21 protein-coding genes are annotated in these 25,940 nt (G+C 65.4%); 7 read left to right on the top strand and 14 right to left on the bottom strand.

Annotated features, from left to right (window positions below; translation table 11 throughout):
* Nucleotides 1-53: 53 nt before the first annotated feature.
* Nucleotides 54-662: a phospholipid-binding protein MlaC gene (locus M3I53_RS28260; RefSeq protein WP_254319150.1), complete on the bottom strand. Its 609-nt coding sequence runs from the start codon at nt 660-662 to the stop codon at nt 54-56.
* A 245-nt stretch (nt 663-907) separates the two neighbouring features.
* On the opposite strand from M3I53_RS28260, the gene M3I53_RS28255 reads away from it, so the two are divergent.
* Complete coding sequence (locus M3I53_RS28255; RefSeq protein WP_254319149.1) at nt 908-3,535, top strand: MMPL family transporter; 2,628 nt, start codon at nt 908-910, stop codon at nt 3,533-3,535.
* Nucleotides 3,532-4,578, top strand: a complete 1,047-nt coding sequence (locus M3I53_RS28250; RefSeq protein ID WP_254319148.1) for a VacJ family lipoprotein — start codon at nt 3,532-3,534, stop codon at nt 4,576-4,578. The genes M3I53_RS28255 and M3I53_RS28250 overlap by 4 nt, the downstream gene beginning before the upstream one ends.
* A gap of 106 nt (nt 4,579-4,684) precedes the next feature.
* Here the strand turns inward: M3I53_RS28250 and M3I53_RS28245 are convergent, their stop codons facing one another.
* The 8 genes from M3I53_RS28245 to M3I53_RS28210 all read right to left on the bottom strand — a co-directional run bounded on the left by M3I53_RS28245 (nt 4,685) and on the right by M3I53_RS28210 (nt 12,410).
* Nucleotides 4,685-5,170 (bottom strand): acyl-CoA thioesterase, encoded by a 486-nt coding sequence (locus M3I53_RS28245; RefSeq protein ID WP_254319147.1) that lies wholly within the window; start codon nt 5,168-5,170, stop codon nt 4,685-4,687.
* A gap of 116 nt (nt 5,171-5,286) precedes the next feature.
* Nucleotides 5,287-5,952, bottom strand: coding sequence for a phosphorylase (locus M3I53_RS28240; RefSeq protein ID WP_254319165.1), 666 nt, complete (start codon nt 5,950-5,952; stop codon nt 5,287-5,289).
* Between the two features lie 53 nt (nt 5,953-6,005).
* Entirely contained in the window at nt 6,006-7,985 is a 1,980-nt protein-coding gene (gene shc / locus M3I53_RS28235; RefSeq protein ID WP_254319164.1) for a squalene--hopene cyclase, read from the bottom strand.
* 47 nt (nt 7,986-8,032) lie between these two features.
* Nucleotides 8,033-9,301 carry a hydroxysqualene dehydroxylase HpnE gene (hpnE, locus tag M3I53_RS28230; protein WP_254319146.1) on the bottom strand — a complete coding sequence of 423 codons (1,269 nt, stop codon included), beginning with the start codon at nt 9,299-9,301 and terminating at the stop codon, nt 8,033-8,035.
* Nucleotides 9,301-10,152, bottom strand: coding sequence for a presqualene diphosphate synthase HpnD (gene hpnD / locus M3I53_RS28225; RefSeq protein ID WP_254319145.1), 852 nt, complete (start codon nt 10,150-10,152; stop codon nt 9,301-9,303). The genes hpnE and hpnD overlap by 1 nt, the downstream gene beginning before the upstream one ends.
* A 332-nt stretch (nt 10,153-10,484) precedes the next feature.
* The gene (locus M3I53_RS28220) at nt 10,485-11,429 is read right to left on the bottom strand and encodes a diguanylate cyclase (protein ID WP_254319144.1); all 945 of its coding nucleotides are present in this window, start codon (nt 11,427-11,429) and stop codon (nt 10,485-10,487) included.
* Entirely contained in the window at nt 11,426-12,049 is a 624-nt protein-coding gene (locus M3I53_RS28215; RefSeq protein ID WP_028202797.1) for a chemotaxis protein CheC, read from the bottom strand. The genes M3I53_RS28220 and M3I53_RS28215 overlap by 4 nt, the downstream gene beginning before the upstream one ends.
* A complete protein-coding gene (locus tag M3I53_RS28210; protein WP_028202798.1) occupies nt 12,042-12,410 on the bottom strand; it encodes a response regulator in 369 nt (122 codons plus the stop codon). Before M3I53_RS28210 ends, M3I53_RS28215 begins: the two co-directional genes overlap by 8 nt.
* A 621-nt stretch (nt 12,411-13,031) precedes the next feature.
* Here M3I53_RS28210 and M3I53_RS28205 point away from each other — a divergent pair.
* The gene (locus M3I53_RS28205; RefSeq protein WP_254319143.1) at nt 13,032-15,311 is read left to right on the top strand and encodes a hybrid sensor histidine kinase/response regulator; all 2,280 of its coding nucleotides are present in this window, start codon (nt 13,032-13,034) and stop codon (nt 15,309-15,311) included.
* Between the two features lie 166 nt (nt 15,312-15,477).
* Complete coding sequence (locus tag M3I53_RS28200; RefSeq protein ID WP_254319142.1) at nt 15,478-16,218, top strand: hypothetical protein; 741 nt, start codon at nt 15,478-15,480, stop codon at nt 16,216-16,218.
* A gap of 40 nt (nt 16,219-16,258) precedes the next feature.
* Here M3I53_RS28200 and M3I53_RS28195 read toward each other — a convergent pair whose 3' ends face one another.
* Together M3I53_RS28195 and arsC are read right to left on the bottom strand one after the other, a co-directional pair.
* Nucleotides 16,259-16,813 (bottom strand): NADPH-dependent FMN reductase, encoded by a 555-nt coding sequence (locus tag M3I53_RS28195; RefSeq protein ID WP_254319141.1) that lies wholly within the window; start codon nt 16,811-16,813, stop codon nt 16,259-16,261.
* Nucleotides 16,814-17,165: 352 nt separating this feature from the next.
* Nucleotides 17,166-17,519 carry an arsenate reductase (glutaredoxin) gene (gene arsC, locus M3I53_RS28190; protein ID WP_254319140.1) on the bottom strand — a complete coding sequence of 118 codons (354 nt, stop codon included), beginning with the start codon at nt 17,517-17,519 and terminating at the stop codon, nt 17,166-17,168.
* Nucleotides 17,520-18,018: 499 nt separating this feature from the next.
* On the opposite strand from arsC, the gene parA reads away from it, so the two are divergent.
* Nucleotides 18,019-18,681, top strand: coding sequence for a ParA family partition ATPase (parA, locus tag M3I53_RS28185; RefSeq protein ID WP_042271984.1), 663 nt, complete (start codon nt 18,019-18,021; stop codon nt 18,679-18,681).
* 24 nt (nt 18,682-18,705) lie between these two features.
* Nucleotides 18,706-19,785 carry a ParB/RepB/Spo0J family partition protein gene (locus M3I53_RS28180; protein WP_254319139.1) on the top strand — a complete coding sequence of 360 codons (1,080 nt, stop codon included), beginning with the start codon at nt 18,706-18,708 and terminating at the stop codon, nt 19,783-19,785.
* Between the two features lie 136 nt (nt 19,786-19,921).
* On the opposite strand, the gene M3I53_RS28175 is transcribed toward M3I53_RS28180, so the two are convergent.
* Nucleotides 19,922-21,280 carry a replication initiation protein gene (locus M3I53_RS28175; RefSeq protein WP_254319138.1) on the bottom strand — a complete coding sequence of 453 codons (1,359 nt, stop codon included), beginning with the start codon at nt 21,278-21,280 and terminating at the stop codon, nt 19,922-19,924.
* 1,869 nt (nt 21,281-23,149) lie between these two features.
* Between M3I53_RS28175 and M3I53_RS28170 the strand changes: the two genes are divergently transcribed.
* Nucleotides 23,150-24,352, top strand: coding sequence for a DNA-binding protein (locus M3I53_RS28170; RefSeq protein WP_254319137.1), 1,203 nt, complete (start codon nt 23,150-23,152; stop codon nt 24,350-24,352).
* 65 nt (nt 24,353-24,417) lie between these two features.
* On the opposite strand, the gene M3I53_RS28165 is transcribed toward M3I53_RS28170, so the two are convergent.
* Both M3I53_RS28165 and M3I53_RS28160 read right to left on the bottom strand, forming a co-directional pair.
* Nucleotides 24,418-25,410: a tyrosine-type recombinase/integrase gene (locus tag M3I53_RS28165; RefSeq protein ID WP_254319136.1), complete on the bottom strand. Its 993-nt coding sequence runs from the start codon at nt 25,408-25,410 to the stop codon at nt 24,418-24,420.
* Nucleotides 25,411-25,506: 96 nt separating this feature from the next.
* On the bottom strand, nt 25,507-25,914 hold the full coding sequence (locus tag M3I53_RS28160; RefSeq protein ID WP_254319135.1) for a DUF2471 family protein: 408 nt from the start codon (nt 25,912-25,914) through the stop codon (nt 25,507-25,509).
* Nucleotides 25,915-25,940: the final 26 nt, after the last annotated feature.

Below are 25,940 nucleotides of genomic sequence, written 5' to 3'. Positions count from 1 at the left end.
GGAGCGCCCGCAAAGTCACAGTGCGTGTGCAACCACCGATCGGCGATCGGCGCTCAGCTACGTGCGTTATGGTCGACGAGGAACTTGATGAGCCCGTCGATGCCGCCCTTGGCAATCTGGTCGGCAAATTGCGTCTGGTAGACCTGGATCAGCCACGCACCCATCATGTTGATGTCGTAGATCTTCCAGCCGTTGGGTGATTGCGTGAGACGGTAGTCGATCGCGTCGTCGCCGCCGTTGCTGATCACGTGCGACTGCACGACGGTGTCTTTCGCGCCCGCCCCCGTGTTCGACGGTGCGAACTTGAAGCTCACCTGCGTATCGCGCAGTTGCGAGAGCGACGACGCATACGTCTTCACGAGCAGGAGTTGAAATTGCTCATACAGCTTCTGCTGCTGTTCGGGCGTGGCCGTCGCCCACGGTTTGCCAACGGCGATTCGCGTGGTGCGTTTGAAGTCGGTGGCGGGAACGAAATGGGTCTCGACCACCTGGGTGATCTTGTTCATGTCGCCGCCGCGTGCCTGCGGGTCGGCCTGCATGGCCTTCACGGTGCCTTCCACGGCGGCCTTGACGATGGCATCCGGCGTAGTCTGCGCGAACGCGGCGCCCGAAACGCCCGTGAAACAGGCGGCGACGAAAAATGCGGTCAGGTAACGTTTCATACGCTCTTCTGGAACAGTGAAATTCAGGCGCCGGTACAGTGCGACTCAGTGCGTGCGGTTAAGTGCAAGTGCAATCAGAAACCTTCGCGCCGCCGGCTGAGCCAGTATAACGGCTTTGGCAGATGCGCTGCCGGGGCGCCGCCTCGAGCCCAGGTGTGCATGATGGCCCGCGCCGGGACGGGCGGGGCCGGTATACTTGTGCGTTTCGCGTCAAAGAACCTAATTGACAGGGCCCCCTCGCCTGTATGCTGAAGCCATTCATCATTAGCCTCGTCGCCTGGTCGGTGCGCCGCGCGGCGTGGGTGATCACACTCGCGATCGTGCTTGCCGTGCTCTCCGGCGTGTACGTTGCGAGGCATTTCAAGATCAATACCGACGTCAGCGGTCTCGTCGAAAACACGGCCGAGTGGGCCGCGTTGAGCGAAGCCAAGGACAAGGCGTTCCCGCAGCGCGCGAGCTCGCTGCTCGTGGTCGTCGAAGCCGACGCGCCCGAGCTCGCCGACGCCGCCGCCGACAAGCTCGCGCAAGCGCTCAAGGCCGACTCGCGCGAATTCAGCGCCGTCTCGCAGCCCGCTGGCGGCCCGTTCTTCCAGCACAACGGCCTGCTGTTCCCGTCCACGGCCACCGTGCTCTCGACCACGGGCCAGCTCGTGCAGGCGCGCCCGCTCGTGAACCAGCTTGCGAAGGACCCGAGCCTCGCGGGTCTGGCCGGCACGCTCACGACCACGCTGCAACTGCCGCTCACGATCGGCCAGATCAAGTTGCCGCAAATGGCGAATCTGCTCGGCAGCGCCGCCACCGTCGTCGACGAGGTGCTCGCCGGCAAGCCCGCGGCGTTCTCCTGGCGTGCGCTCGTCGACAAGGACGCGGCCACGAAGCCGGCGTTCGCCTTCATCACCGTGCAGCCGGTGCTTAACTTCGGCGCGCTCAAGGCGGGCGCAAACGCGTCGGAGGCGATCCGCGCGACCGCCGCCTCGCTTCATCTCGACAGCGAGTTCGGCGCGCGCGTGCGCCTCACGGGCGAACAGCCGCTCGCCGACGACGAATTCGCCTCGGTGCAGGACGGCGCCGCGCTCAACGGCGTGATCACCCTCGTCGTCGTGCTCGCCATCCTGTGGCTCGCGTTGCGCTCGGGCAAGCTGATCGGCGCAACGCTGATCACGCTCGTGGTCGGTCTCGTCATCACGGCCGCGCTCGGCCTCATGATGATCGGCTCGTTCAACATGCTCTCGGTCGCCTTCATGGTGCTGTTCGTGGGGCTAGGCGTCGATTTCGGCGTGCAGTTCGGCGTGAAGTATCGCGAGGAGCGCTTCCAGGACGAGCGGCTCGACGCCGCGCTCCTCAAGACCGCGCGGACCATCGGCGTGCCGCTCACGCTCGCGGCCATCGCCGTGGCCGAAAGTTTCTTTTCCTTCCTGCCAACCGCCTATAAGGGCCTCTCGGAACTCGGGCAGATCGCGGGCGTCGGCATGTTCGTGGCATACGTGTGCAACATGACGGTGCTGCCGGCGCTCATCCGCGTGTTCAATCCCAGGGGCGAGCGCGCCTCGCCGGGCTTCGCGTTCCTCGCGCCCGTCGACAGATGGCTGGCCGAGCATCGCAAGCCCGTGCTGATCACCACGCTCGTCATCGTGGTGGGCGCGACACCCTTGCTGCTGCATTTGCGCTTCGACTTCAATCCGCTGCATCTTAAGGATCCGCATACCGAGTCGATGGCGACGCTGCTCGCGCTCAAGAACTCGCCCGTCATTTCGATCAACGATGTGAGCGTGCTCGCGCCGTCGCTCGAAGAAGCCGACAAGATCGCTGCGCGGCTCTCGAAGCTGCCCGAAGTAGCTCGGGCCACCACGCTCAGTTCGCTGATTCCCGACGATCAGCAGCAAAAGCTCATGCTGATCTCGAGCGCCGCGCAGCAGCTTCTGCCCGCGCTCACGCAGCAGCCGTCCTCGCCCGTGACCGACGAAGTGCGCGTGCAGACGCTCAAGCGCGCGGCCAACCAGCTTTCGCTCGCCGCGAGCGACCACCCGGGGCCGGGCGCGGCCGAGGCGAAGCATCTGTCCGACTCGCTCGCGAAACTCGCGAACGCGAGTCCGGCCACGCGCGACCGCGCGGAAACCGCCTTCAGCCTCACGCTCAAGCTGGCCTTCGCGCAGCTCGCACGCCTGTTGCAGCCCTCGGAAATCACGCGTGAAAACCTGCCGCCCGAAATGGTGCGCGACTGGGTGGCACCGACCGGCCAGGCGATCGTGGACATCGCGCCGCACGTGCCGCCGGGCGTCGATTCCAACGACGACGTGATGCTCGCGCGCTTCGCGCACGCGGTGAAAGCCGCAGAGCCGAACGCGATCGGCGGGCCGATCTCCATCCTGCACTCGGCGAACGTGATCATCCTCGCGTTCTTCCAGGCAGCGGGGTGGTCGGTGCTGCTCATCACGGCGCTGCTCTGGATCACGCTGCGCAATTTCGGCGACGTGCTGCGCACGGTCATTCCTCTGCTGGTATCGGCGCTCGTTACGCTCGAATTGTGCGTCGTCTTCGGAATTCAGCTAAATTTCGCCAACATCATCGCGCTTCCCCTGATGCTCGGCGTCGGCGTCGCGTTCAAAATCTACTTCGTGATGGCCTGGCGCGCGGGGCAGACCGGCCTCCTGCATTCGAGCCTCACACACGCGGTCCTTTTTTCCGCCGCGACCACGGCCACGGCGTTCGGGAGCCTGTGGCTATCGCATCATCCGGGCACGTCGAGCATGGGCAAGCTGCTCGCACTGTCCTTGTTCTGTACGCTGATAGGCGCCGTGGTGTTCCAGCCGGTGTTGATGGGCAAGCCGCGCGCAAAACGCGCGAGATCGGAAACTCAGGGGATCGACCAATGAAGAAGAATCAAGCCGCGCTCACCATGGCGGCGGCGAGCCTGGCGCTCCTCGTGACGTCGGGTTGCGCCACGGGCCCCGACCGCAAACCGGGCGATCCGTTCGAGCCCGCGAATCGCGCAATTTTCACGTTCAACGACAAACTCGACACCTACATCGCGCAGCCGGTCGCCAAGGGCTACCAGAAGGTGACGCCGCAGCCGCTGCGTCAGGCGATCACGAACTTCTTCTCGAACATCGGAGACGTCGACAACTTCGCGAACAACGTGCTGCAGCTGAAGATCACCGATGCAGTCCAGGATCTGATGCGCATCGCGATGAACACGACCTTCGGTCTGGGCGGCCTGATCGACTTCGCGACGTTGGCGGGGCTCCCCAAGCATCATCAGGACTTCGGCCTCACGATGGGCCATTACGGCATGCCGGCCGGCCCGTATCTCGTGCTGCCGTTGTTCGGGCCCAGTTCGGTGCGCGACGGCATCGGCATGGCCGTGGACGTGAAGTTCAACGTCATCAACTACTTCGAGCCGGCGGTGCGCAACCCGATGTATCTCGCGCAGTTCATCAGCGCGCGCGCGGACCTGCTCGGCGCGACGGACCTGCTCAAGCAGGCGGCGCTCGATCCGTATTCGTTCGTGCGCGACGCCTACCGCCAGCAGCGCGAATCGCTGATCCGCAACTCGCGGGGCAACAATGCGCCGCTGCCCAATTACGGCGAACCGGGCGGCGAGGCGACACCGAACGAGAACGGGGCACCCAACTACGAGGACCCGGGCGAGTCGGGCGGTGCCGGCGGCGCAGCCGCCCCCGGCGCGTCGAACAATGGTCTGCCGAATTACCAGGATCCGGGCGAGGGAAGCACGGCGGGCGCCGCGGGGGCTGCGGCTGCGAGCGGCGCGGCGGCGACGGGCGCGGCCGCGGCTGGCGCGGGGCCGGGTGCTGCCGCGGCGGCTGGCACGGCGGGTGTGGTGGTGCCAGCGCCTTCCGCGCCGGCGCCGGCTTCGGGTGCGAAGGCAGCGCCTGCAAAGCCGGCATCGGCGCCCTGAACTCGATATCGCAGGCGGCCGTCTGCGGGCGGACGGCTTATCCGCGCAAAAAAACCCGGCAACCTCGAAAGATTGCCGGGTTTTTTTATCCCGCCGCGAGCACCGCTCAATGCACCGAAGCGTCCTCGCTCTCGGTCTGGCGCTCCGCTTCATTGGCCGCCGCCAGCGCGGTAGCGTCCGCCGTCGTCTGCACCGTCTGGCGATAGCGCTCGTAAGCTTCGTCGGCGTAGCGGATGCGTTCGCGGCCGTGCGGGGCCGGCTTGCCGTCGGCGCCCAGGTTCACGAACACCATCTTTTCGATCGTCAGGATGCTCTTGCGCGTGATCTTGTTGCGCACTTCGGCGCGCAGCGTGATCGACGTCCGGCCGAAATCCGTGGCCGTTATGCCGAGCTCGATGATGTCGCCCTGACGCGCCGAGCTCACGAAGTTGATCTCCGACATGAACTTGGTCACCACGCGCTGGTTGTCGAGCTGGCAGATCGCGTAGATCGCCGCTTCTTCGTCGATCCAGCGCAGCAGGCTCCCGCCGAACAGCGTGCCGTTCGGATTCAGGTCTTCAGGCTTGACCCATTTGCGCGTATGAAAATTCATGGCTGTAACTCCCCGAAATGTGATCTTCCCCAGTTCGCGAGTCCGATACCAGGGTTAACACTGAGATGTTACCAGAGATAGGGGTTTTCCCTAGGTATTTCAATAACCCGCCAGGGTCATGTGGGAAAAAAGGCGCCGGCGGCCGTCAACACCTGGCGCGCAGCGCTCAGCGACTGGCGTGCCGCTTTCGCGTCCGCCGCCACGCGCAGCAGCCCGCCCAGCTGCCCCGGCTCGCGCGCCAGCTCGCGCAGGACAGGGAGCACCGCCGTCGTGCCGTCGTCGCGCAACCCGGCCATGGCTGCTTTCGGCAAGCTGCGCCACGCCGGATCGACGATCGCGCGGCACACCGCGAACGGCACGCCATGCGCGGCCGCCGCGGCGGCGGCCAGATGGGATTCCATGTCGACGGCGAGCGCCCCGCTCGCGCTGAACAGCGCTGCCTTGTCCGCCGCGCCGGTGAGCGGCGCGGCCACGGCTGCCTCCACGCCGCGCCGGGTTTTCGCGGCGAGCGGCGAGGCCATCAGCGCGTCGGCCATGCGTGCGCTCCATGCGGCGTCGGCCTCGACGCGCCCGAACGGCCCTTCGATCGCTTGCGCGATCACGAGGGTGCCCGGCTCGAGATCGGGCGCAAGGCCGCCCGCCGTGCCGAAGCTGACGATGCCCGCCGCGCCGTCCTTGAGCGCCGCCGCGAGCGCGCTCTGCAGTAGATCGGCGCGCGCGGCGTAGACGGCGCGTACGCCGTCCTGGCCTTTGCCCGCGGCAATGCTCGCCTCGAAGGCCATGCCCGTCACTGCGATCACGGGCAAAGCGCACGTCTTTACGCCAGCCACCGCGCTCACAGACCTACCGTGACGCGCGTCACGCCCGCGCGCTTGAGGTTGCGGTAGCGCGCAAGCGCCCACAGCGGGAAGAACTTGCGGTAACCGTGGTAGCGCAGATAGAAAACGCGCGGAAAGCCCGTGGCCGTGAAGCGCGTTTCGTCCCAGAGGCCGTGTTCCTGCTGCGTTGTCTGCAGATACTCGATGCCGCGCGCAACCGCCGGATGATCGACCGCGCCCGCGGCCATCAGGCCGAGCAGCGCCCAGGCCGTTTGCGAAGCGGTGCTGGTGGCGCGCTCGTAGCCGCGGTATTCCAGCTTGTAGCTCGTGCCGTCTTCGCCCCAGCCGCCGTCGTCGTTCTGGATCTGCACGAGCCATTGCACCGCGCGCTTCATGCGCGGGTCGTCGTGACCGAGACCGGCCGCGTTGAGCGCGCACAGCGCCGTCCACGTGCCGTAGATGTAGTTCATGCCCCAGCGGCCGTACCAGCTGCCATCGGCTTCCTGCTCTTCGAGCAGGTAGTTGTACGCGCGGCGCGCGTGCTCGCTCGCGGCCGGCAGTTCGCCGAGCTGCGCGAGCATCGAGAGGCAGCGGCCCGAGACGTCGGCGGTCGGCGGATCGAGCAGTGCGCCGTGGTCCGAGAACGGGATGTTGTTCAGGTAGTACTGCGTGTTCTCCGGCTCGAACGCGCCCCAGCCGCCGTTGCTGCTTTGCATGCCGACCACCCATTCGCGCGCGCGGGCGATCGGGGCGTCGTAGGCGTTCGTGTTGTCGAGCTTGTCCACACGGTCCATCGCGGCCACGACCACGGCCGTGTCGTCGACGTCGGGGTAGTGCGGGTTCGCGTACTGGAACGCCCAGCCGCCCGGGCGCACCGCCTCACGGCGCGAGATCCAGTCGCCGCGCACGTCGAGAATCTGCAGCGGACGCAGCCATTCGAGGCCGCGGCGCGCGGCGTCCTCGGCGCGGGCGTCACCGGTCTCCAGCAGGGCATGCGCCGCCAGCGACGTGTCCCACACGGGCGAGAGGCAGGGTTGGACGTACGCCTCCTCCGTGTGAACCGTCACCAGCTTTTCGAGCGACTGGCGCGCGATCGCGCGATGCGGATGATCGGCGGGATAGCCGAGCACGTCGTACATCATCACGGCGTTGGCCATGGCCGGGAAGATCGCGCCCAGACCGTCCTCGCCATTCAGGCGCTCGTCGACGAACGCCACCGCGGCGTCGATCGCACGCTGGCGCAGGTAGGTCGGGAAGAGCGGATCGGTCACGCGCAGCACGCCGTCCACGGCGCGGAAGAAACCGAACCAGCCCTTGCTCTGATGCGGGGAGCGGGCGTTCAGGCCCACGCTCACCGGCGCGCCGCGGAACAGCTCGTCGATGCGCACGCCACGCGGGTTGCGCGCCACCGGACGCTTCGCGCCCAGCACGAGCAGCGGCACGATCACCGTGCGCGCCCAGTACGACACCTTCGAAAGATGGAACGGGAACCACTGCGGCAACAACGTGATCTCGACGGGCATGATCGGGACTGCGTACCAGGTCACCACGCCAAAGAGCGCGAGCAGGATGCGCGTGAACACGTTGACCTGCTCCGCGCCGCCCGCCGCGAGAATCGCCTCGCGCGCACGCACCATGTGGTCGGCGTCGTCGGCGTCGCCAATCATCTTGAGTGCGAAGTAAGCCTTCACGCTCGCGCTCACATCCATCGCGCCGTCGGTGAAGAGCGGCCAGCCGCCCTCCGGCAGCTGGATGCGGCGCAGGTAGCGCGCGATCTTCTGTTCGAGCTCGAGGTTCGCGGTTTCGCCCAGGTAATGCACGAGCAGCACGTATTCGGCCGGGATCGTGGCGTCCGCTTCGAGTTCGTAGACCCAATGGCCATCGGCGCGCTGGTCGGCGAGGATCGCGTCGGTCGCGCGCACGACGGCGGCATCGAGCGTCGCGAGCGGTGCGCCGACCGGTGCGGCCGTCTCGTCGGCAAACGTGGGAGCGGGCATTGCCACGTCCGGCGTGACGACGCCCCGCGTGGCTTGGGATAAATCGTTCATCTACGTTCCAAATTTTCGGTCAGGAGCAGCTCGGCGGCCTTGCGGCCCGAGCGGATCGCTCCTTCGATCGTCGCGGGCAGACCGGTAGCCGTCCAGTCGCCTGCAAGCATCAGATTGTTCCAGCGCGTGCGCGTCGCGGGCCGGCGCCATTCCTCGTCGGGCACAGCGGCGAAGGTCGCGCGCGCATCGGCGCACACGCGCCAGGCAGGCAGCGGCTCGAGCGGCAGCGAGGCCGCCTCGGCCACGTCGGCCCACACGCGGCGCGCGATCTCCTCGGGATCGAGGTCGAGCACGCCGTGCGCGTCGTGGATCGTCGCCGAGAGCCGCCCTTCGGCCGTGCACAGCCAGTGGGCCGTGCCGTTGACGAGCGCCATCGGCGTCACGAGGCCCGACGGCGCCGGCACCGCGTAGTGCACCGTGACGATCGCATTGTGGCGCTGCGGCGCCTGCAGCGCCGGCACGAGCGCCGCGGCGGCCGCGCCGGGCACGGCCAGCACCACCGCCTCATCGGGCGCGAGCGTGACGCGCCCGTCTGAAAAATCGAGTGCGACGACGCGGGCCGCCGCGTCGTCGTACACGATCTCCCTAAGCGGCGAGTCGAGGCGAATCGCCGCGCCGCCGTGCTGAAGCATGCGCAAGGCCGGATCGACGAACGCGCTCGAAAGCCCTGCGCGCGCCGCCAGCGGCCGGAACGACTCGCCGCCCGCCGTGAGCGACTCGCGCAGCATCGCGCCCGCCAGCTCCGCGCTGCCCACGCGCGGCTCGACATTGAGCGCCGTGAGAAAGAACGGGTGCAGCAGCCGGTCCCACAGCACGCCTTCGCAGCGCATGGTCTGCGCCATCGTGCGGCCCGGCTTGGCGAACAGGAGCGGCAGCAGGCCCAGATAGTCGGCGGCGCGCGTACCCGGCACGCGCGAGCGCGAGTCGCCGATCCAGAACGGCATGCGCGAACGCGAGAAGCGCACCGTCCAGCGCGCGCGCGCGGCGATATCCATGAACGCGAAGCCCGGCTCGGTGGGGCCCGCGAGCGCGTCGCCGGCGCCGATCGTGCGCACGTACTCGAGCGTGCGCGCATGTCCTGCCAGCACCAGATGATTGCCCGTGTCGAGCGTCGCCGAAAGCGTGCGGTCGTAGTACGAGCGGCAGCGTCCCCCTGCCTGGCTGGCGGCCTCGTAGAGCGCCACCTGCACGCCGCGCCGCTGAAGCCGCACGGCCGTCGCGAGGCCCGCAAGCCCAGCGCCGATGACGTGGACTAGCCGAGGCATCAGAACAGCGCGTAACGCGCGACGATCCACATGAGCCGTGCGCGCGGCTTGCTGACTTTCGTGCGCGGCAGGTCGAAGCCGCGATCCACGGTGCGCTCGAGCAGCACGCGGTAGACGCCCGACATGATGCGCGGCGCTTTCACCTGCGCGCGCGATGCGGCGTCCATGATCGCGTCGGCCTGCGCGAAGTGCGCGCGGGCGCGCTGCACGAGCGTCTCGCACACACGCGGCAGCGACGGGTCGGCGGCGATCGTGAGCGGATTGCCCGCCGCGATCCCCTCGCGCGCGAGCAGCTCGCGCGGCAGATAGCAGCGGTTGATGTCCGCGTCTTCGTCGATGTCGCGCAGGATGTTGGTGAGCTGTAGCGCGCGCCCCAGATGGTGCGACAGCAAGCGGCCCGGCTTCTCCTGCATCCCGAAAATCCTCACCGACAGCCGGCCTGCGGCGCTCGCCACTCGGTCGCAGTACAGGTCGAGCGTGTCCTCGTCGGGGGCGCAGATGTCCTCGGCGGCGTCCATGGCCATGCCGTCGATCATCGCGTGAAAATCTTCGCGCTGCAGCCCGAACGTATGGATATGGCGCGTGAGCGCCGCGAGCGAGGCGCGCGGCGTGCCGGCATAGCACGCGTCGATGTCGGCGCGCCATTGTTCGAGCCCCGCCGCGCGCTCGGCGCGCGGCAGGTCGCTGTCCGCGATGTCGTCGACAGCGCGGCAGAAGGCGTAGACCTGATACATGGCGTCGCGCTGCGCGGGGGGCAGGATCCGCATCGCCAGATAAAACGAGCTGCCCGACGAAGCGGCGGCAGCGTCGGTTTGTTGTGTATCGTCCACGACGAGATTGGAAACAGCCAAGACGATCTCCGCTGGGGCGCCCTCACGGGCGTTCGACTCAATTCGGGCCCGCATTGCCGCGGGTCGCCCGCGCGCGCGGACACGCGCGAGGCACCCGACCCTTAAATTGTTCGCCAGGAGGCGTGCAAGGCCGGAAACGGGCAAAAGTATATCAACCTTTGGGGCGGCCCGCGTAGGGCGGCCCGCGTAGGGCGGCCCGCGTAGGGCGGCCCGCGCAGGGCGGCCCGCGTAGGCCGGTCGGAGCATCGGGCCGGTGAAGCCACGGCCGCGTGGCCCGGAACATGGGGCGGTGAAGCGCATTGAGGCGGGGGCTGTCCGCGCCGCGGCAGGAATCAGGCGAGCGCGACCGAGCGGTTGCGCCCCTGGCGCTTCGCCGTATAGAGGGCGGCGTCCGCCTCGTTGATCATGCCTTCGTAGTCGGGCGCACCCGTGCGCGCCGTCGCGGCGCCGACGCTGGCCGTCACGGGCACGATCACGCCCTGCACCTCGATCGGCTCGTCGCCGATCGTGCGGCGGATCTTCTCCGCCACGTAGAGCGCGTCGTCGAGCGGCGTGCACGGCAGGAGCAGCGCGAATTCCTCGCCGCCGAAGCGGCCGAACACATCCTGCTTGCGCACCACGCCCGAGACGCGCTGCGCCATCGAGCGCAGCACCGTGTCGCCGGCCACGTGGCCGAATTCGTCGTTGATGCGCTTGAAGTGATCGAGGTCGAACAGCAGCATCGACAGTTCGCCGCCGTAGCGCTGCCAGCGCAGGAATTCATCGGCGAGACGCGTTTCGAAAAAGCGCCGGTTGGCGATGCCGGTGAGGCCGTCGCGGTCGGCGTATTCGCGCAGCCTGGCCACGGCGTCTTCGCGCTCGCGCTGCATGACGCTCACGTGAGTGACGTCCGAGATGGTCACGCACACGGCGATCACATCGCGCCCGCGCATGAGCGGCATGAAGGTGCAGTCCTGCTGCATGTAGTCCACACCGCCCGTGATCGGCCGGTCATGGTCGAACTGGAACAGATACGGGCGCTGCTCCCACGAGCTGAACGCAAAGCTGCCCAACTGGAACACGCTTTCCACCTTGCGCGTGAGCCACGCGCGCGGCAGGTCGGGAAAGCGTTCGAAGATCGAGCGGCCGATCACGTCCTCGGCGGTCACGCCGCTGTGATCCTGCATGAAGCGGTTCCAGCTCAGCACGTTCATGTCGCGATCGACCACGAATATGCCGAAGCCCACCCGTTCGACCACGAGGTCCGCTAGTGTTGGCAACCCGGCTGGCTCGTTCATAGGCTATGTAACAACGCGTCGATGGCCCGGCTCACGACATGGATCGACTCCTCGGCCATCAGCATGACGAGGTGGGCGCGAAAGCGCTGGTCTTCCAGCGCGAAATTGACTTCGACGAGCAGCGCGACGTCCCAGGCGAGCAGCCCCGGCTGGAACACCTCGTCGAGCATGATCGCCTCGCCGAGCAGGCCTGGCTGCGAAAACACCGGCATGCGTCCGAGCTGGTCGAGCATCGACGACACGCACGCGCCCGTGAGCGCGTTGGCGACGTCGAACATCAGCTCTTCCTCGGTGAGGGCATCGTCGCCGATCGTCGCGTAAGGTCCGCCGACCAGGCTGCCAAGTTCGGCGATCTCGCCGCTGCGGCAGATCACCAGCGCCTCGCCCTTGATTTCCGAGCGAAAGCCCTGGCGCACGGCCGCAACCGGGCCGTCGATACCGGTCATCTCACGCAGCGCCTCCGCGGCCTCGGAGACGGCGACCACGCGCACGCGCGGCACCGACAGCTCGATGAAGGCATTGAGCAGCCCCGACAGTCGCGTCGCGGCCTGCCCCATGCCGAGATTGGCGATCTCCTGCAGCGCGTCGCGCTGGAGTTCCGTGAACACTCGATCAGGCATACAACCCGTACTCCTTCAGGATGGGCAGCAGCGCCTCCTGGGTTACCGGCTTTGCGACGAACGCCGCCGCGCCGAGCGCCTGCACGCGCTCGCGGGCACGAGGCTGGACGTCCGCGGAAACGACGATCACGAACGTATTCAGGTCTTCGTGCTGCAACGCTTCGAGGACCTGGAAGCCCGTCAGGTCGGGCATCGTCAGGTCGAGGAACATTACAGCCGCGCGACCGGCGCGGTAATGGGCGAGCGCTTCGTGTCCGTTCGACGCGTACGAAATGGCCACGTCCCAGTCCTCGGGCAGCGCCTTCGTGAGCACCTTGCGGGCTAACAGCGAGTCATCGGCGATCACGATGGGCAAGGACATGGATATGCTGAATGAGTGTGCGTTGGACGGAGTGCGTTTCGACGGATTAACGGCGGCGCGGGCAATTACTTTAGGGAAACTTCAAAGAAAATTGCGAAGCGGGCCGAATAATGCGTAACGCATGAACGGACGCGCGCTGGCGCGCCGACGCAAGACGCATGGCGGCGCCGTTGCGCAATGGCTACCGCCGGCAACTCGTGCGCCGGTTGCGAAGGCCCTCGTCTGCATGCCTGCAGCCACCCCGTAGCATGGCCATGCGCCGTAATGGCGAGCATGGCGCTCATGCGAATACGTTATTTATCGTGTCCGCGATTCTCGAATCAAATTGAATCAAATGCAACTCGCCGTTAATCAATCACCGAACAGAATCGACTCATTCTGGCTAATTTAAGGAAATAAATTGACCAACTCATAAATAAAGAACGTCAATTATCCCTTTGTGGTACGTTTGCGCTTCGCCGATTTTCGCGAATTCGGCATCCCGCGAGACGAAAACCCCCGGCCGGCCTTCCCGACGGATGACGATTGCGGCGCGCGGGGGCACGCGCCGGCCGCCGGGGCGGCATCGCGGTCGTTTATCATGTCGACTGCCCCGCCGCCTTTTCCCTGCTTTTCCGTACGATGATTGCTGACCGGCCCCAGCGGCCAGACGAACGCATAGCCCAGCCGCCCCCCGCCGACGACGCGCCGTTTCCGGCCGCGCCTGGCCACGACTTCACGGTGCGCCGGCGCACGCTGCTCGCGCTGCTCGTCGCGGCGATCGTGCTGCCGTGCCTCTACGTAGCCGCCATGGCATACAACGACCTGCGCGCGCGCGAAGCCGACGCCACCGACACCACGCTGCGCACCGTGCGCGTGGCCGAAGAGCACGCGCTCAAGGTGTTCGACATGAACGAGGCGCTCGACGCGCGGGTGGTCGACTTCGTGCGCGGCCTGAACGACGACGGCATCCGCGCCAGCGAGCCGCAGATCCACGAGAAACTCGATGCGATCGGCGGCGGTTATCCGCAGGTGGCCGCCGTATCGATTTTCGGGACCGACGGCACCCTGCTCGCGAGCAGCCGCTATTCGCCGCCGCCCCCCATGTCGATCGCCGTGCGCGAGGACTTCACCGGTATCCGCGACGGGCGCGTGCTCGACCACGTCTCGCGCGTGATGCAGGGCCAGGTGAGCGGCGAGACCGTCTTCAACATGGGCGTGGCGCGCCTCGACGACGCCGGTGGATTCGCGGGTCTCGTCTCGGTCGCCTTGCGCCCGGGCTATTTCAGCTCGTTCTACCGCGACCTGCTCGGCCCCGGCTCGCCGATGTCGCTCGGCCTCGTGCGCAGCGACGGCACGATCCTCGCCTTCGATCCGCCGCCGCGCGTGGACGGCCCGGCGATCACGCCGCACTCGCCGCTGGGTGCCGCGCTCCAGCGCGGCACCGAGTCCGGCGTCGTGCGCATGCATTCCGCGCTGCTCGGCAGCAACGTGATCCTCGCGTTCCGCCGCGTGGGCGCATACCCCGTTTATGTGACCTGTGCGTATCGCACGCCGGCGATCTGGGCCGCCTGGTACCGGCACCTGAGCGTGCTCATCATCTCGATGTTCACGCCGTCGATTGCCCTCTGGTGCGTGATCTGGCTGTCGCTGCGGCGCCTCGCCGCCGAGGAGGAGGCGTGGGAGCGCTGGCAGGCCGAGGCCTCGATGCGCCGCTCCATCGAATCCGCCTACCGGCAGTCGCGCAAGATGGAAGCGCTCGGCAACCTCGTGGGCAGCGTCGCGCATGACTTCAACAACCTGCTGATGATCGTCTCGGCCAACGTGCAGATCGCGCGTCGGCGCGGTGCGGCGGGGTTCGAGCGCGAACTCTCGGCGGTCGAGCGCGCGCTCAAGAGCGGCCAGTCGCTCACGCGCCAACTGCTCGGCGTGGCGCGCAAGCAGCCGCTGCGCAATGAGACGATCCACGTCGGGCGCTGGCTACCGGCGGCCCGCGAACTGATGCGCGCGTCGCTCGGCGCGAAGGTGTCGCTCATCGTCGAGGTCGACGACGACGTGTGGCCCGTGCTCGTCGATGTGGCCGAATTCGAGCTCGCGCTCATCAATCTCGCGGTGAACGCGCGCGACGCGATGCCCAACGGCGGCCGCTTCACGGTGCGGGCGCGCAACATCAGCTTCCGGCCCGGCGAAGGCTTCCCGCTCGACGGCGACTTCGTGCACGTCACGCTCGAAGACACCGGCACGGGCATGCCGCCGGACGTACTCGCGCGCGCATTCGAGCCGCTCTATACGACCAAGTCGAAGGGTACGGGCACCGGCCTCGGGCTGCCGCAGGTGTTTGCGTTCTGCGAGCGCACCGGCGGACTCGCCGCCATCGACAGTGCGATCGGCGCGGGCACGACGGTGCATCTGTATCTGCCGCGCTCGCTCGCAGAGCCGCCCGCGCCGCGTGCGAATGAGCCGCGCGAGGAGAGCGCCCAGGTGCAGCACGGGCTGAACGTGCTGCTCGTGGAGGACAACGACGAAGTCGCGGCGGGCACCGAGGCGCTCCTGCAGATGATGGGCCACCGCGTGACCTGCGCGAGCGACGCGGCGAGTGCGCTGGAACGGGTCGAAGCGCCGCCTGCCGAGGGCGAGCCCACGCCGCGCTTCGATCTCGTGCTTTCCGACATCCACATGCCGGGGACGATGAACGGCATCGATCTGGCCGAGGCCCTGCAGGGGCTCGAGCCGGACCTGCCCGTGATCCTCGTGACGGGCTACGCGGAGGAGCTCGAACGCACGCGCAATGCCGATGTGCGGGTGCTGTCGAAGCCGTTCGACATCGCGCTGCTTGAGAAAATGCTCGAGGCGATTCGCGAGGACCGCCAGGCGCGTGCGAAGCGCGAGCACGATGCGACGCTCCCGAGCCCACGTGCATGACAGGACGCGGGTGACACGCTGCGCGGCACGAGGCTTGCGACAGCCAGCACGACCCGCAGAAGCAGGCGGTTAGACGTCGCGCGCAGCATGCGCCAGCCGATGCACGAGCCACGCACAATCGGCGCATGATGTAAGCGGGCGTCGCCATCTGACGAAGGAGGCTGCCATGAAACAGACCGTGACCGGCGTTTTCCAGACCTACGAAGAAGCACGCCACGGGCAGGCCGCGCTGCTGCAGCGCGGCTTCGCGGCGGCCGACATCGACCTGCAGGCGCGCACAGAGGGCGTGCTGGCCGGCATCGAGCGGCTCGTGGGAAGTTTTTTCTCGTCGACGGGCGATGTGCGTCGCACCACTGAGGCCCAGTCGGGCATGACGCCGCCGCCGGGTGAAGCGGTGCGCATCGGCGTGCACGTCAGTGACGAGGCGCATGCCAACCTCGCGTACGAGACGCTGCGCGAGGAGCATGCGACGGAAGTCGCGCTACGCGGCACGCCGTGGGCATGGCCCGCGACGGACCGCCCGGTCGCGCGCGAGCACTCGGCGCTCGACGAACTGGGTCTCTCAGAATTCGCCGATGCCATGCGCCGCCGTGCCGCGCAGACCGAAGCAGCGCGCGAACCAGGCTCGGTTGACCCGACGCTCGACCCCATCGACCCCCACATCGACCCCACCGTCGAACCGATGCGGCCGACGAGTGAAGCCGAAGCGACCGTGCTCACATCCGCAAGCGCACCGGGCGCCGGAGCGGTGATGGGCGCGCATCACGTGGACGTTCCTGGCGCGCCCGAAGCGACGCGACCCGCAGCGGGCGTCGCGCCGCAAATCCCGGACGAATTCCTCGAGTACGAGGAAGATACGCCCGAGCACCACAAGGACATGCCGGGGCAGCGGCGCACGTTGCATTGAGCGCGCCAGCGCAAAATGCCGGGTGGGCTGTGATCAGGCGTCAGCGGCCGAGCTGGCGCTTGACCCAGGCCACGTACGAATCGACGAAGCCCTGCAGGAATTTGCGCGTATCTTCGCTGACGATCTCGCCTTTCTCGTTGATGCGGCTCGGCTCGTGCTTGATGAACATCTCAGGCTGCCCGAGCAGGGCGACGTCGAGATAGGCGAGCACGTTGCGCAGATGTTGCTGCGAGAGCGCTGTGCCGGTCGCTCCCACCGACGTGCCGAGCACCGCGCCCGGCTTGCCGCGCCACGAATTCGTGCCCCACGGCCGCGAACCCCAGTCGAGCGCGTTTTTCAGCACGCCAGGAATCGAGCGGTTGTACTCGGGCGTGACGAATAGCAGGGCGTCGGCGGCTTCGATCTGCTGCTTGAGATGGCGCGCCACCTCGGGATAATCAGCGTCGTAATCCTGGCTGTAGAGCGGCAGGCCGCCGATGTCGAGATATTCGAAAGTAAAATCGGCGGGGGCCAGCGACGTCACCGCGTGTGCGAGTTGCCGGTTGAATGAATCCTTGCGCAGACTGCCGACCACAACTGCGATCTTGTAGGCCATTTCGGTTTCCTCGGAAGCGCGCATGAAGCGCAGTGGAAGGAAGCATCATCATAGTCGCCTGCGCATTCCGGCGATGCGCGCACGCGCGGACCTGCCCGGCGTCGGCGAGGCGCTGTGGATAACCGGGGGTAACGCGAATTTATCCACAGATTTTGGGCATAAGCTTGTGGACAACTAGCGTGGAGAGCCGATAAATACGGGCCTCGCGTCGGATTCTTCTGCAGGTTAGCAAAGATGCAATTTCTGTGCGTGCATGCCAGTGATTGCACCTCTTCCGTGCACGCGGTCTATTGTGCTCGCGATTCGCTCGCTTTGGGTGGTTGAGCAGCCCAATGCATTCAGTCCAGCGATCTCAACTAAACAGCGCCGCGATGTTTTCGGTCGGGCGGCCGATCACCGCACGGCCATGGCGTACGACGATGGGTCGCTGCAGCAAAATCGGATGCCGCACAATTGCTTCGTAGAGCTGATCACCTGTGACGCCGGGGGAGTCGAGGCCGAGATCCGTGTACTCGGTTTCGCCGGTGCGGACCATGTCGAGCAGCGGGCCGCCCAGCATCGCGTGCAGCGCCTTCAGTTGGTCGACGGTGAGCGGCTGCTTGAGGTATTCAATCACCTCGACTGGCTCGTCCGCCTTCGCGGTGGACACCAGTTCGCACGCCGCGCGGGACTTGGAGCAGCGGGGGTTGTGGTAGATCGTGATCATGACGTCGGAAGTACGAGAGGGGAGTGGTGGGTAAGCCTCGGCGACGCCGGGGAATGGCTGCGATTTTACCCGGGGGGCGCGCAGGCACGCGTATGGAGCTTCTGCCGACGAGGCTTGGGTGCTCTCGTCACGGTGGTTGCCAAGGCGGGCGCGTGTGACCTTCGCGGCGAGGCCGTTCGGTCGCGCGTTTGCGCGCTTGTGCGAGCCGGGAGGGCGATGGGGGTGGACTTTATGCGCATAAAGCGGCGAGGCGCTTGCATGGTGGTCACCTTCCAGTGCGCCGGTGTTCCACCGATCCACGCTATGCAAAAGAGGCGTCGCTAAGGCGAATGCCGGTGCCGCAGGCGACCGCTACGCGGCTGCACACGCCCCCGCCCGAGCTTTATGCGCATAAACCTTGTCCGAATGGCTAATTTGGCTGCGAATTACGCCAAAAATCATTGAACTGAAAAACATTCCAGGTAAAATCCCATGCTAATAGCAAAAAGGAGAATACCAATTGGCAGCAGAGATAATCGCAGTCACGCAACAAAAAGGCGGAGTCGGCAAGAGCACGATCGCGATGCATCTCGGCGCGGCCTTTCACGAGAAGGGGAAGCGGGTTCTCGTGGTGGATGCCGATGGCCAGAACACGCTGGTCCATTGGGCCAGTGCGTCCGCCGATGGTGATACCGGCATCCCGTTCCCCGTCGTCAATCTTTCCGAAGCCGGTGGCCAGATCCACCGAGAAATCAAGAAGTTCGTCAACGACTACGACGTGATCGTTGTGGACTGCCCGCCGTCGATTACCGAAAAGGTCTCCGGTGTGGTGTTGCTGGCCGCGACCGTGGCAGTCATTCCGACCTCGTCTTCTCCGGCCGACTACTGGTCGAGTGTCGGTCTCGTGAAACTCATCCAGCAGGCTCAGGTCATGAACGAAGATCTGCGCGCGGTATTCCTGCTGAACAAGACCGAAGAGAAGCGCATGCTCACCCGCGAGCTGAAGCGCGCGCTTGAAGAGCTTGGTTTCCCTCTGCTCAGAACGCAGATTCCCACACGTGAGGCGTACAAGCAGGCGATGGCCCTAGGCCAGACGGTTCTGCAAATGAACGACCGCGGCGCTCGCCTCGCCGCAGTGGAAGTGCGCGCATGCGCCGACGAGATTGCGGCGATGCTCCCCTGACTTTATGCGCATAAAGGACCCTGAATGAAACCCTCCCAATTCGCCAAAGGCTTTCAAGCTCGCCCAGATACGACGAGCAGCGAGAAGCGCACTGCACTTGACCGCCTCAACGCCATCGACGGACTCGTCCAGGATAAGCCGATAACGCGCGAAGTTGCTGGGCGCTCGAGTCAGCCTGCGCTGGTGACCGGCCTTGAATCTGCGGTCGAACCGATTCTCGACGATGCACCGGGCCTCGAAAACGAGTCGACCGAATACCGCGGCTGGCGCATCGCCCAAGGCTACCGTCCGGGGCAAATCATCGAATTGCCGCTCAAGGACATCAAGCCGAGCCCCTTCAATCCGCGTCACTTTTATCTGAAGGCATCTATCGCAGAACTCGCTGTCAATCTTGCGAAGCAAGGGCAGCAGCAGGCGATCCATGTGATTCCCGACTACGCGGCGCCGGGCAGTTACTACGTGAGCGACGGTGGCCGTCGCGTGCGGGCACTGAAAGAAGCGAACAAGGAAGTCGTCAAGGCAATCGTCGTCGACCTGCCTATTGGCATTCAGAGCTACAAGCTCGGTTACGACCTGAACGTCCAGCGCGATTCGCAAACCGTTTTCGATAACGCGGTGGTGTGGAAGCGATTCATCGACGAAAAACATTTTCAGAGTCAACGCGAACTGGCGGATCACCTCGGCCTCGACGAATCGACGGTGGCAGTTGCGCTATCGATCGGCAAGTTGCCGGAATCGGTCATGCAGGAAATGGTGGCACGCCCGGACCGCTTCGGCTCGAACATGGCCTATCAGGTCGGGCGCTATCACGGCGCGCGCGGCACCGATGCCACGCTGCGTCTCATCAACCGCATCGTTGCCGACGACCTCAGCACGCGTCAGGTTGCGGAAATCGTGAAAGGCCGGGCGAGCGCGCAGGAAAGCCCAAAACCGGCTGGGCGGCAACGCTACGCGCAACGGCTGGAGATCAAACTGGATGGTGTTGCCGTCGGCGACCTGAAGTCATATGGCGACGACCGTCTCGAGTTGCGTCTGAAGGGACTTTCCAAAGATCGACGCGACGCGATTCTTCAGCAGATCGAGCAGATCCTGAAGACGAAATAACGTTGGAAAATATGTCGACGGCTGCCGCGTACAAGGCGGACCGTCGACGATGGACGGCAGGATCTTTCACACCTCCCCATCAACCGAACAGCCCCACTACCACCGCCTCGCATTGCACGGGCCGGCCACGCCTGACTCAGGCAGCGCGCGTCTGACTCAGCGTGAACGCGAGCAGATCGCCGTCGGTCGGTTCGCCCCATGTCTTGCGCGCGAGCCAGTCGAAGAACGCCGTATCGGCCAGTTTCGATTCGAGCCCGCGACGACGCCAGTCATCGCGCAAATGCGAGCCCAGCCCAGGCAATTCATCTGTTTCAAACGACTGGCGCGCCAGTTCGCGCTCCATGTCGCCCTGCTCCTCGTAAAGCGAGCGCGCCTCCTTGCGCCGATAAGCCGCGTATTCATCGAGCAGCCGCGCTTTGGGATCGTCGGCTGTGATCGCTGCCGCCGCGCTGCGGCCAACGGCCGGTGCGGCGCCTGCCGCGGTCTCGACCGGCGGCGCATAGCCCTTCTTCAACGCGTCCTTGAACAGCGCCGCGGCGCTGCGTACAGGCGGCAAGCTCGTACTGCGCATGCGCTGCTCGGTCAGTTGCAGCGCGGCGCGAATGCGGTTTTCCTCGCTGTCGGCATAAAGCGACTGCGCTTCCTTGAGCGGAATCCCGATCTTGACCATGCGGTCGACGAGCGTGCTGTCGAACACATTCGGATGCTCGTCGAGCGCAAGCATCGGCTGTTTGCGCTCGGTCACGCGAAACTGGATTTCGGCGACACGGCGCCCTTCGCGATGCTCGATCAACTCGACGAAGATGTTCGTGACCGCGTTGACTTCGGCAATCGCGGGCCGCAGATAATCGCGCTTGAAATACTTGTATTCGCGTTTGGCTTCGTCGCCCGCTTCGGTGTCGGGGGTACCGGAAAGGATCGGGCGCCACCACTCCCAGGTCTCGCGCATCGTCAGATGGCTGGGGTTGGTCAGATAGCGCACACAGATCTCGTAGAGCGCCAGCCCCGCACTGCTGCGCAACTGGCTCTGGAATTGCAGGCTCAGGCGGGCGTACTGGACAGGATCCAGCAGCTTCTTCTTGATTTTCGGCGCGAAGGAGAACTCCACCCAGACGCGACGGGTTTGCGGATCCTCGAGAATTTCCGCGTCCGCAATCAGCGTGGAGATACCCCACTTGCGGCCGGGCTTCTGGCTCGACGTGCCCTGGCTCCATTCGACCTGCACCGACACCATGCGGCGCAGATGCTCCTTCACGAGCGCGGTATCGTTCGAATCGAACGCCGAGTTGGCGACGATGTCGGACAGCAGCGCACGGTAGGTATCGCCAGACTCATCGGCCTGCTGGGCGACGGCCAGCAGGACGTTGAACAGCTTGCGGGTCAGCAAGGTGATCTTGCCGCTCTTCGGCTGGATCGCGATCGCCTCGACGGCCTTGCGCAATTCCGCCGAGCTGGGGCTTACCACATCGGTCTTTTTCACGCGCTTCGTGGCCATGCGTCGGGTCGAGGAGAGAATTTCGCGAAAGGATACCGTCTGTGGTGATAGGCGTCTATAGGGCCTCCCTCACCATTGCCGGTGATGCGCATCTCTCGCGCGTCGCTCACCGCCACGCCTTCCCGTATCGCCTCACCGTTGGCCAGACGCCCATCCAGCCGGGCGCTTTGCGTCATGCACGATCCGGCGCATTCCACATTTCTGTCGGTGCACCAAGGGTCGCCATCAGCTCCCGTATCTCCTCACCTTAAATATTTTCAGGCGTCCGGTGAGAAAAGTCTTTCGATGGTCACGAATCCTGGCTACCGACCGGCCGCCGACTAAAAAGTCCGCGGCGATGCGATCGCACTGCAGCAACGCTCGGCGTGTCCTGCGGGCAAAGCGATCAGGAAGTCCAAAATGAGAAGGCAAAAGCCGCCCGACACGGCAATCGAGCGTCAAAAGCATCGACTAGTCGCCGATATGTGCCCAAGGTCTCCCGAAAATTCTCACCTGTCGGCGCGCGGGCCAAACAAGTTCACCCGCGCCCAAAGCGCCGTCGCTGGGGCTGCCACGCAGCACTAGGTCCCGAAAGTCCTCACCTATCGCCTCCGGGTACGGTTCCGCTGCACCGCCGTGGAACCTCCCGAAAATCCTCACCATTCACGGCACCGCAAAGAAAAAACCAATGGATTCCGTGACTTATCCGCATGCGTTGCAGGGGGAAATGCGATACCGGCTCCCGCATTACCTCACCTCAGAGGGAGATGGAGGATCCGGCCAAGTACCGGTTTGCCAGGAAAGTCCTCCCGAAGATTCTCACCTAAGCCGGATCTGAGCCGGGAGAAAGGCCGTTGGCCCCCCTGCAATTTCGGCGTCTGCAGCGCAGTGAACACCAACTTCCTCCCGAATTCGCTCACCTTTGGCATGAAATCTGCACGAAATTGCCCCCGAAAAGCCTCACCTTATCCGTCCACGCATCGACGGATGTCACGTGTTTCGCGGCGCTGCGGCAAGCTCCCGAAAATCCTCACCTTCCACCGGGAGGAGTCGTCGAGACATCCTGCGAGCAGGCGGCAGATCCCGCACGGCCAGGATGCATGCTCCCGAAAAAGCTCACCTGCAAGCTCAAAGGTCCCTATTTCGCCCGATTTCGGGCGTTGGCTCCCGAAAAACTTCACCGTCGATCCGCATTTTTTCCCGCTTCCTCTCACCCCACACGTTTCAACCCCTCGATTTAGCCAAAAAATGGCGTCAATCGATGCTCCCGAATCCGCTCACCGTTGCATTTCCCGTAACATCCGCGCCGAGCCCGGCGGCGCGCGACATGCCCGGCCGTGGCCTCCCGCATTGGCTCACCCTTGCCCGAGAGTCAAGAATCGCACCACTCCTGAACCCGCTCACGTCCTCTCCTGCAGTAGCTCACCGGCGTTCCCGAAGCCCGTCACCCATCTGTCCCGCAGGGGCTCACCCAAGGTCCCGTAAAGCTTCACCCGAGCAGCCGGAAAACCCCGCCAGGTAAGGATTTGCCGTGGCGTTAACGTTTTTAACCGGTATCAAGGTGTTTACTTTTATATCTCTCAAGCAAGAATTCCCCGCGAGCTACCCGAAAGATATCCTCTCCTAAGCCACCATCGCGCCAAGTCCTCGAGGCCGCTCGCGTGAAACATCGGATCGCAGTAGAATCAGCCGAGAAATTCGCGCGTTTACAAGGGCTTATGAAACAAAGTTCGATTTGTTTCACGGAAGATCCATGCGTATCGCGGCTCGCGACGCGTTAAAGAGGCCGTTGATGACGATTTCGCGACCTTGATAATCTCGCTGCGCAAAAACGTAGCAAATAGAACGTAATTTGTTATTATTCGTCGACTCCCTGCCGAGAAGACGAATATGCGAGACCAAGACCGCCAAGCAATCCGCGAAGAAATTGAGGATTTGCGCAAAAACGGAGCACGCAGGCAGGAACTGTCCTTACACGCCTGCAAACGCTTGTTCTTCGATTTTGAGATCAAGCCCTCCATGGCTGCCGTTCGTGAGCTGACCCAAACCGGAAGCGCCAGCGACATCCCCAAGGACATCGAGCTTTTCTGGCAGCGCATTCGCGCGACCTCCAAAGTGCGTGCAGGCGCCGGGGCAATACCGCCCGCGCTGGAAGAGCGCGCCGGCGAGTTGTTGGGCGCGCTCTTCGAGGAAGCGCTCGCGCTCGCGGGCGAAGCCCTGCAGGCTGAACGCACCGAATTCGAAGCCAGCCGCCTCGATGCCGAGCAGGCGACCCGGGAGGCCGAGGCTCGGCGCTCGGTTGCCGATGAGATGCTGCAACGCAGCGAAGCGCGCGTGGAAGCGGCCTATGAGCGGGTGCGCGACCTCGAACGCCAGCTCGCCGCGGCTTCTGCACAGGGCGTCGCGGCGCATGGCAATCGCGAAGTGCTGGTACAGCGTCTGGAGACGGAAAATGACGCTCTGCGCAAGCGGATCGAGGCGGAGCAGACGACCAACGCGGGATTGCGCGACCGTATCGACGGCTTGCACGAGGAAATGCGCAAGAGCACCGAGCACTACGCGCAGCAGATCAAGGACGCGCTCGCCGAGGCCGAACGGCGCGTCAAGCCGATGCTGGTCGAACTGGATTCGTTGCGCTCGATGTCGTCGACGTGGCAGGCGGCCCAGCGCGATGCCAGCAAGAAGGAATTCGATTTCATCCAGCAGCTGGCGACGGCGAAGGCCCGCGCCGACCGGCTTGACGCGGTGCTGCGCGAACGCTCCGACGAGGTGGACGTGCTCAGCCGCCAGGTCGCGGCATTGCGCGGACAGCAAGGACTCGACACCTCGGTCGCGTCCTTGCTGTGTTCACTCGCTGCTGCGGGCCGACTGGGCGCAGCCGAACTGGCGAGTCTCGGCACCGTGGTCGATGGTCACGTCGCCTTGCCCGCGCGTTGTCCTAACTGCCACGAAGGGGAACCGGAATTGTCCCAAGCGGACGATGGTTTCGAATTCACGTGTCCGGAGTGCGAGCACACTTCGGGAACGGGGGCGTCGAAGCTTGCGGCGTACGCGCGCTTCATGGCGGGCAAGCATACGCATGAACAGGCCTGACGTGAGCTTTTACGGGAGGCGCGCAGGCGCCTTTCAACCGCCCAATCGCCAGCCGGTGCGGCGTTTCACGCCTCGTCCGCTTGCGTAGATACGTGTGGGGACGCCTCGCGTTCCGCCCACGTTTTCCATGCGCGATGGAGCCGCCCCGCGGAGATTGGCTGCAGGAAACCGAGCCACTGCCCTACCTGATCGGTATCCACGCCGCGCTCGAACAGGTCCGCCGCGAACGTGTTGCGCAAGGTCTGTGGACTCGCGCGCTCGGCGCGCGTTTCTGCCACGCCGGCTGCTTCCATCAATGCGTCGATGGCGCGCAGCACCGTGGCCTTATGCATCGGGCGTCCCGACGGCGAGCCCGGAAACACCAGCTGCCCGGGCAATCCGGCCAGGCGGCGCGCTTCTAGCCAGGCGCCGAGCACGTCGACGGCAAATGGCGTCAGTCGCGTGACGCGCGTAAACGCCGGGTTGGCCGCTTCGATAGTGACCCACTCCGAGCCGATCGCCACGCAATCGAGCGTGAGCGCGATGGCGTCTCCCGTTTTCAATCCGCCGCCCAGGAAGATGGCGACGAGCGCCCGGTCGCGGCGTTCGCGCCATCGTTTCGCTGCCGACGGCTCGACGAGCGGCGAGAACAACTGACCGATGATCGCGGCACGCTCGGCGGGCGCGAGGAAGCTGGTCGGCTCGTTTTCGCGCGCATTGCGCCATGCGGCTTCGCCGTCCTGGGCGATGAAGCGCGCCGGATTCGTGGAGGCGAGTTCGATTTCGCGCACGTGATCGAGCACGCGCTCGATGAGGCGCAGGTAGCGAAGCCTTTGCGGCTTCTTCACGTCGAGGCTCGCAACGAATTCGGCGATCGTGCCCGTATCCACGGTCGCGATCGTCTTGCGCCTGAGCGCGAGCCATTCGAGAAAGCGTCCCCATTGCACGCGATAGACCTCGGCAGAGGAACGACGCAAGTCCTGTGAGGCGAGCCAGGCGTCGAACGCGGCGACGGGATCGCACTGCCAGTCCTGGCGTTGCTGGTCGAAAAGGTCGCGTGAGGAAGTGGAAGACGCCATCTCTATCATTCCGTTAGTTGCGTTACGCGGTCATTATAGCGATAGCAGTACCCTGGCTGCCGCTATTGTTGCGTGCGCTGCCTCGCCAGCCTGGGATCAGCCACCCCAAGCCCTCGCACGCCGCACCGCGTCGTGGCGTCTTGCCAGCCGGTGCGATTCTTCCGCGCCCTGCGCGGCGCGTTCGTAGGCCGACACGGCGAATGCAAATACGGCCGGCAACGCGTTGGAGTGTCCGAAGTCGACGTTCTCGTCCGTTTCCGGCCAGGCGAGGTCGCCCGGCCGCTGAAAGAGGCCGAGCATGAGGGCGTCGTGACGGCTGGCGAAGCCGAGATCCGCGAGAGCTTCGGCCTCGATGGCGTGCAGCAGGCGCCACGTTAGCGGCACCTGCCGCGCGATATAACGCTGCGCGATGTTGCGAACGATGTGTTCGAGGTCGCGTGCGGCGGCCTGAAAGCGCAAGGCCGCCAGAGCGGGCTCACGCGGTAGTTCGGTTGGGAGGGACATCGACGGCTCCAGTCGGACTTTCACTG

The sequence above is a fragment of the Paraburkholderia sp. CNPSo 3272 genome (genome assembly GCF_024206495.1).
Taxonomy (GTDB): Bacteria; Pseudomonadota; Gammaproteobacteria; order Burkholderiales; family Burkholderiaceae; genus Paraburkholderia.
Note: the sequence above shows the minus strand (reverse complement) of the source record. Positions and strands in the feature narration are given on the sequence as shown.

Coding starts and splice junctions, on each gene's coding strand:
- M3I53_RS28260 (WP_254319150.1), bottom strand. CDS start 662: ATGAAACGTTACCTGACCGCATTTTTCGTCGCCGCCTGTTTCACGGGC.
- M3I53_RS28255 (WP_254319149.1), top strand. CDS start 908: ATGCTGAAGCCATTCATCATTAGCCTCGTCGCCTGGTCGGTGCGCCGC.
- M3I53_RS28250 (WP_254319148.1), top strand. CDS start 3,532: ATGAAGAAGAATCAAGCCGCGCTCACCATGGCGGCGGCGAGCCTGGCG.
- M3I53_RS28245 (WP_254319147.1), bottom strand. CDS start 5,170: ATGAATTTTCATACGCGCAAATGGGTCAAGCCTGAAGACCTGAATCCG.
- M3I53_RS28240 (WP_254319165.1), bottom strand. CDS start 5,952: ATGGCCTTCGAGGCGAGCATTGCCGCGGGCAAAGGCCAGGACGGCGTA.
- shc (WP_254319164.1), bottom strand. CDS start 7,985: ATGCCCGCTCCCACGTTTGCCGACGAGACGGCCGCACCGGTCGGCGCA.
- hpnE (WP_254319146.1), bottom strand. CDS start 9,301: ATGCCTCGGCTAGTCCACGTCATCGGCGCTGGGCTTGCGGGCCTCGCG.
- M3I53_RS28220 (WP_254319144.1), bottom strand. CDS start 11,429: ATGAACGAGCCAGCCGGGTTGCCAACACTAGCGGACCTCGTGGTCGAA.
- M3I53_RS28215 (WP_028202797.1), bottom strand. CDS start 12,049: ATGCCTGATCGAGTGTTCACGGAACTCCAGCGCGACGCGCTGCAGGAG.
- M3I53_RS28210 (WP_028202798.1), bottom strand. CDS start 12,410: ATGTCCTTGCCCATCGTGATCGCCGATGACTCGCTGTTAGCCCGCAAG.
- M3I53_RS28205 (WP_254319143.1), top strand. CDS start 13,032: ATGATTGCTGACCGGCCCCAGCGGCCAGACGAACGCATAGCCCAGCCG.
- M3I53_RS28200 (WP_254319142.1), top strand. CDS start 15,478: ATGAAACAGACCGTGACCGGCGTTTTCCAGACCTACGAAGAAGCACGC.
- M3I53_RS28195 (WP_254319141.1), bottom strand. CDS start 16,813: ATGGCCTACAAGATCGCAGTTGTGGTCGGCAGTCTGCGCAAGGATTCA.
- arsC (WP_254319140.1), bottom strand. CDS start 17,519: ATGATCACGATCTACCACAACCCCCGCTGCTCCAAGTCCCGCGCGGCG.
- M3I53_RS28180 (WP_254319139.1), top strand. CDS start 18,706: ATGAAACCCTCCCAATTCGCCAAAGGCTTTCAAGCTCGCCCAGATACG.
- M3I53_RS28175 (WP_254319138.1), bottom strand. CDS start 21,280: ATGGCCACGAAGCGCGTGAAAAAGACCGATGTGGTAAGCCCCAGCTCG.
- M3I53_RS28170 (WP_254319137.1), top strand. CDS start 23,150: ATGCGAGACCAAGACCGCCAAGCAATCCGCGAAGAAATTGAGGATTTG.
- M3I53_RS28165 (WP_254319136.1), bottom strand. CDS start 25,410: ATGGCGTCTTCCACTTCCTCACGCGACCTTTTCGACCAGCAACGCCAG.
- M3I53_RS28160 (WP_254319135.1), bottom strand. CDS start 25,914: ATGTCCCTCCCAACCGAACTACCGCGTGAGCCCGCTCTGGCGGCCTTG.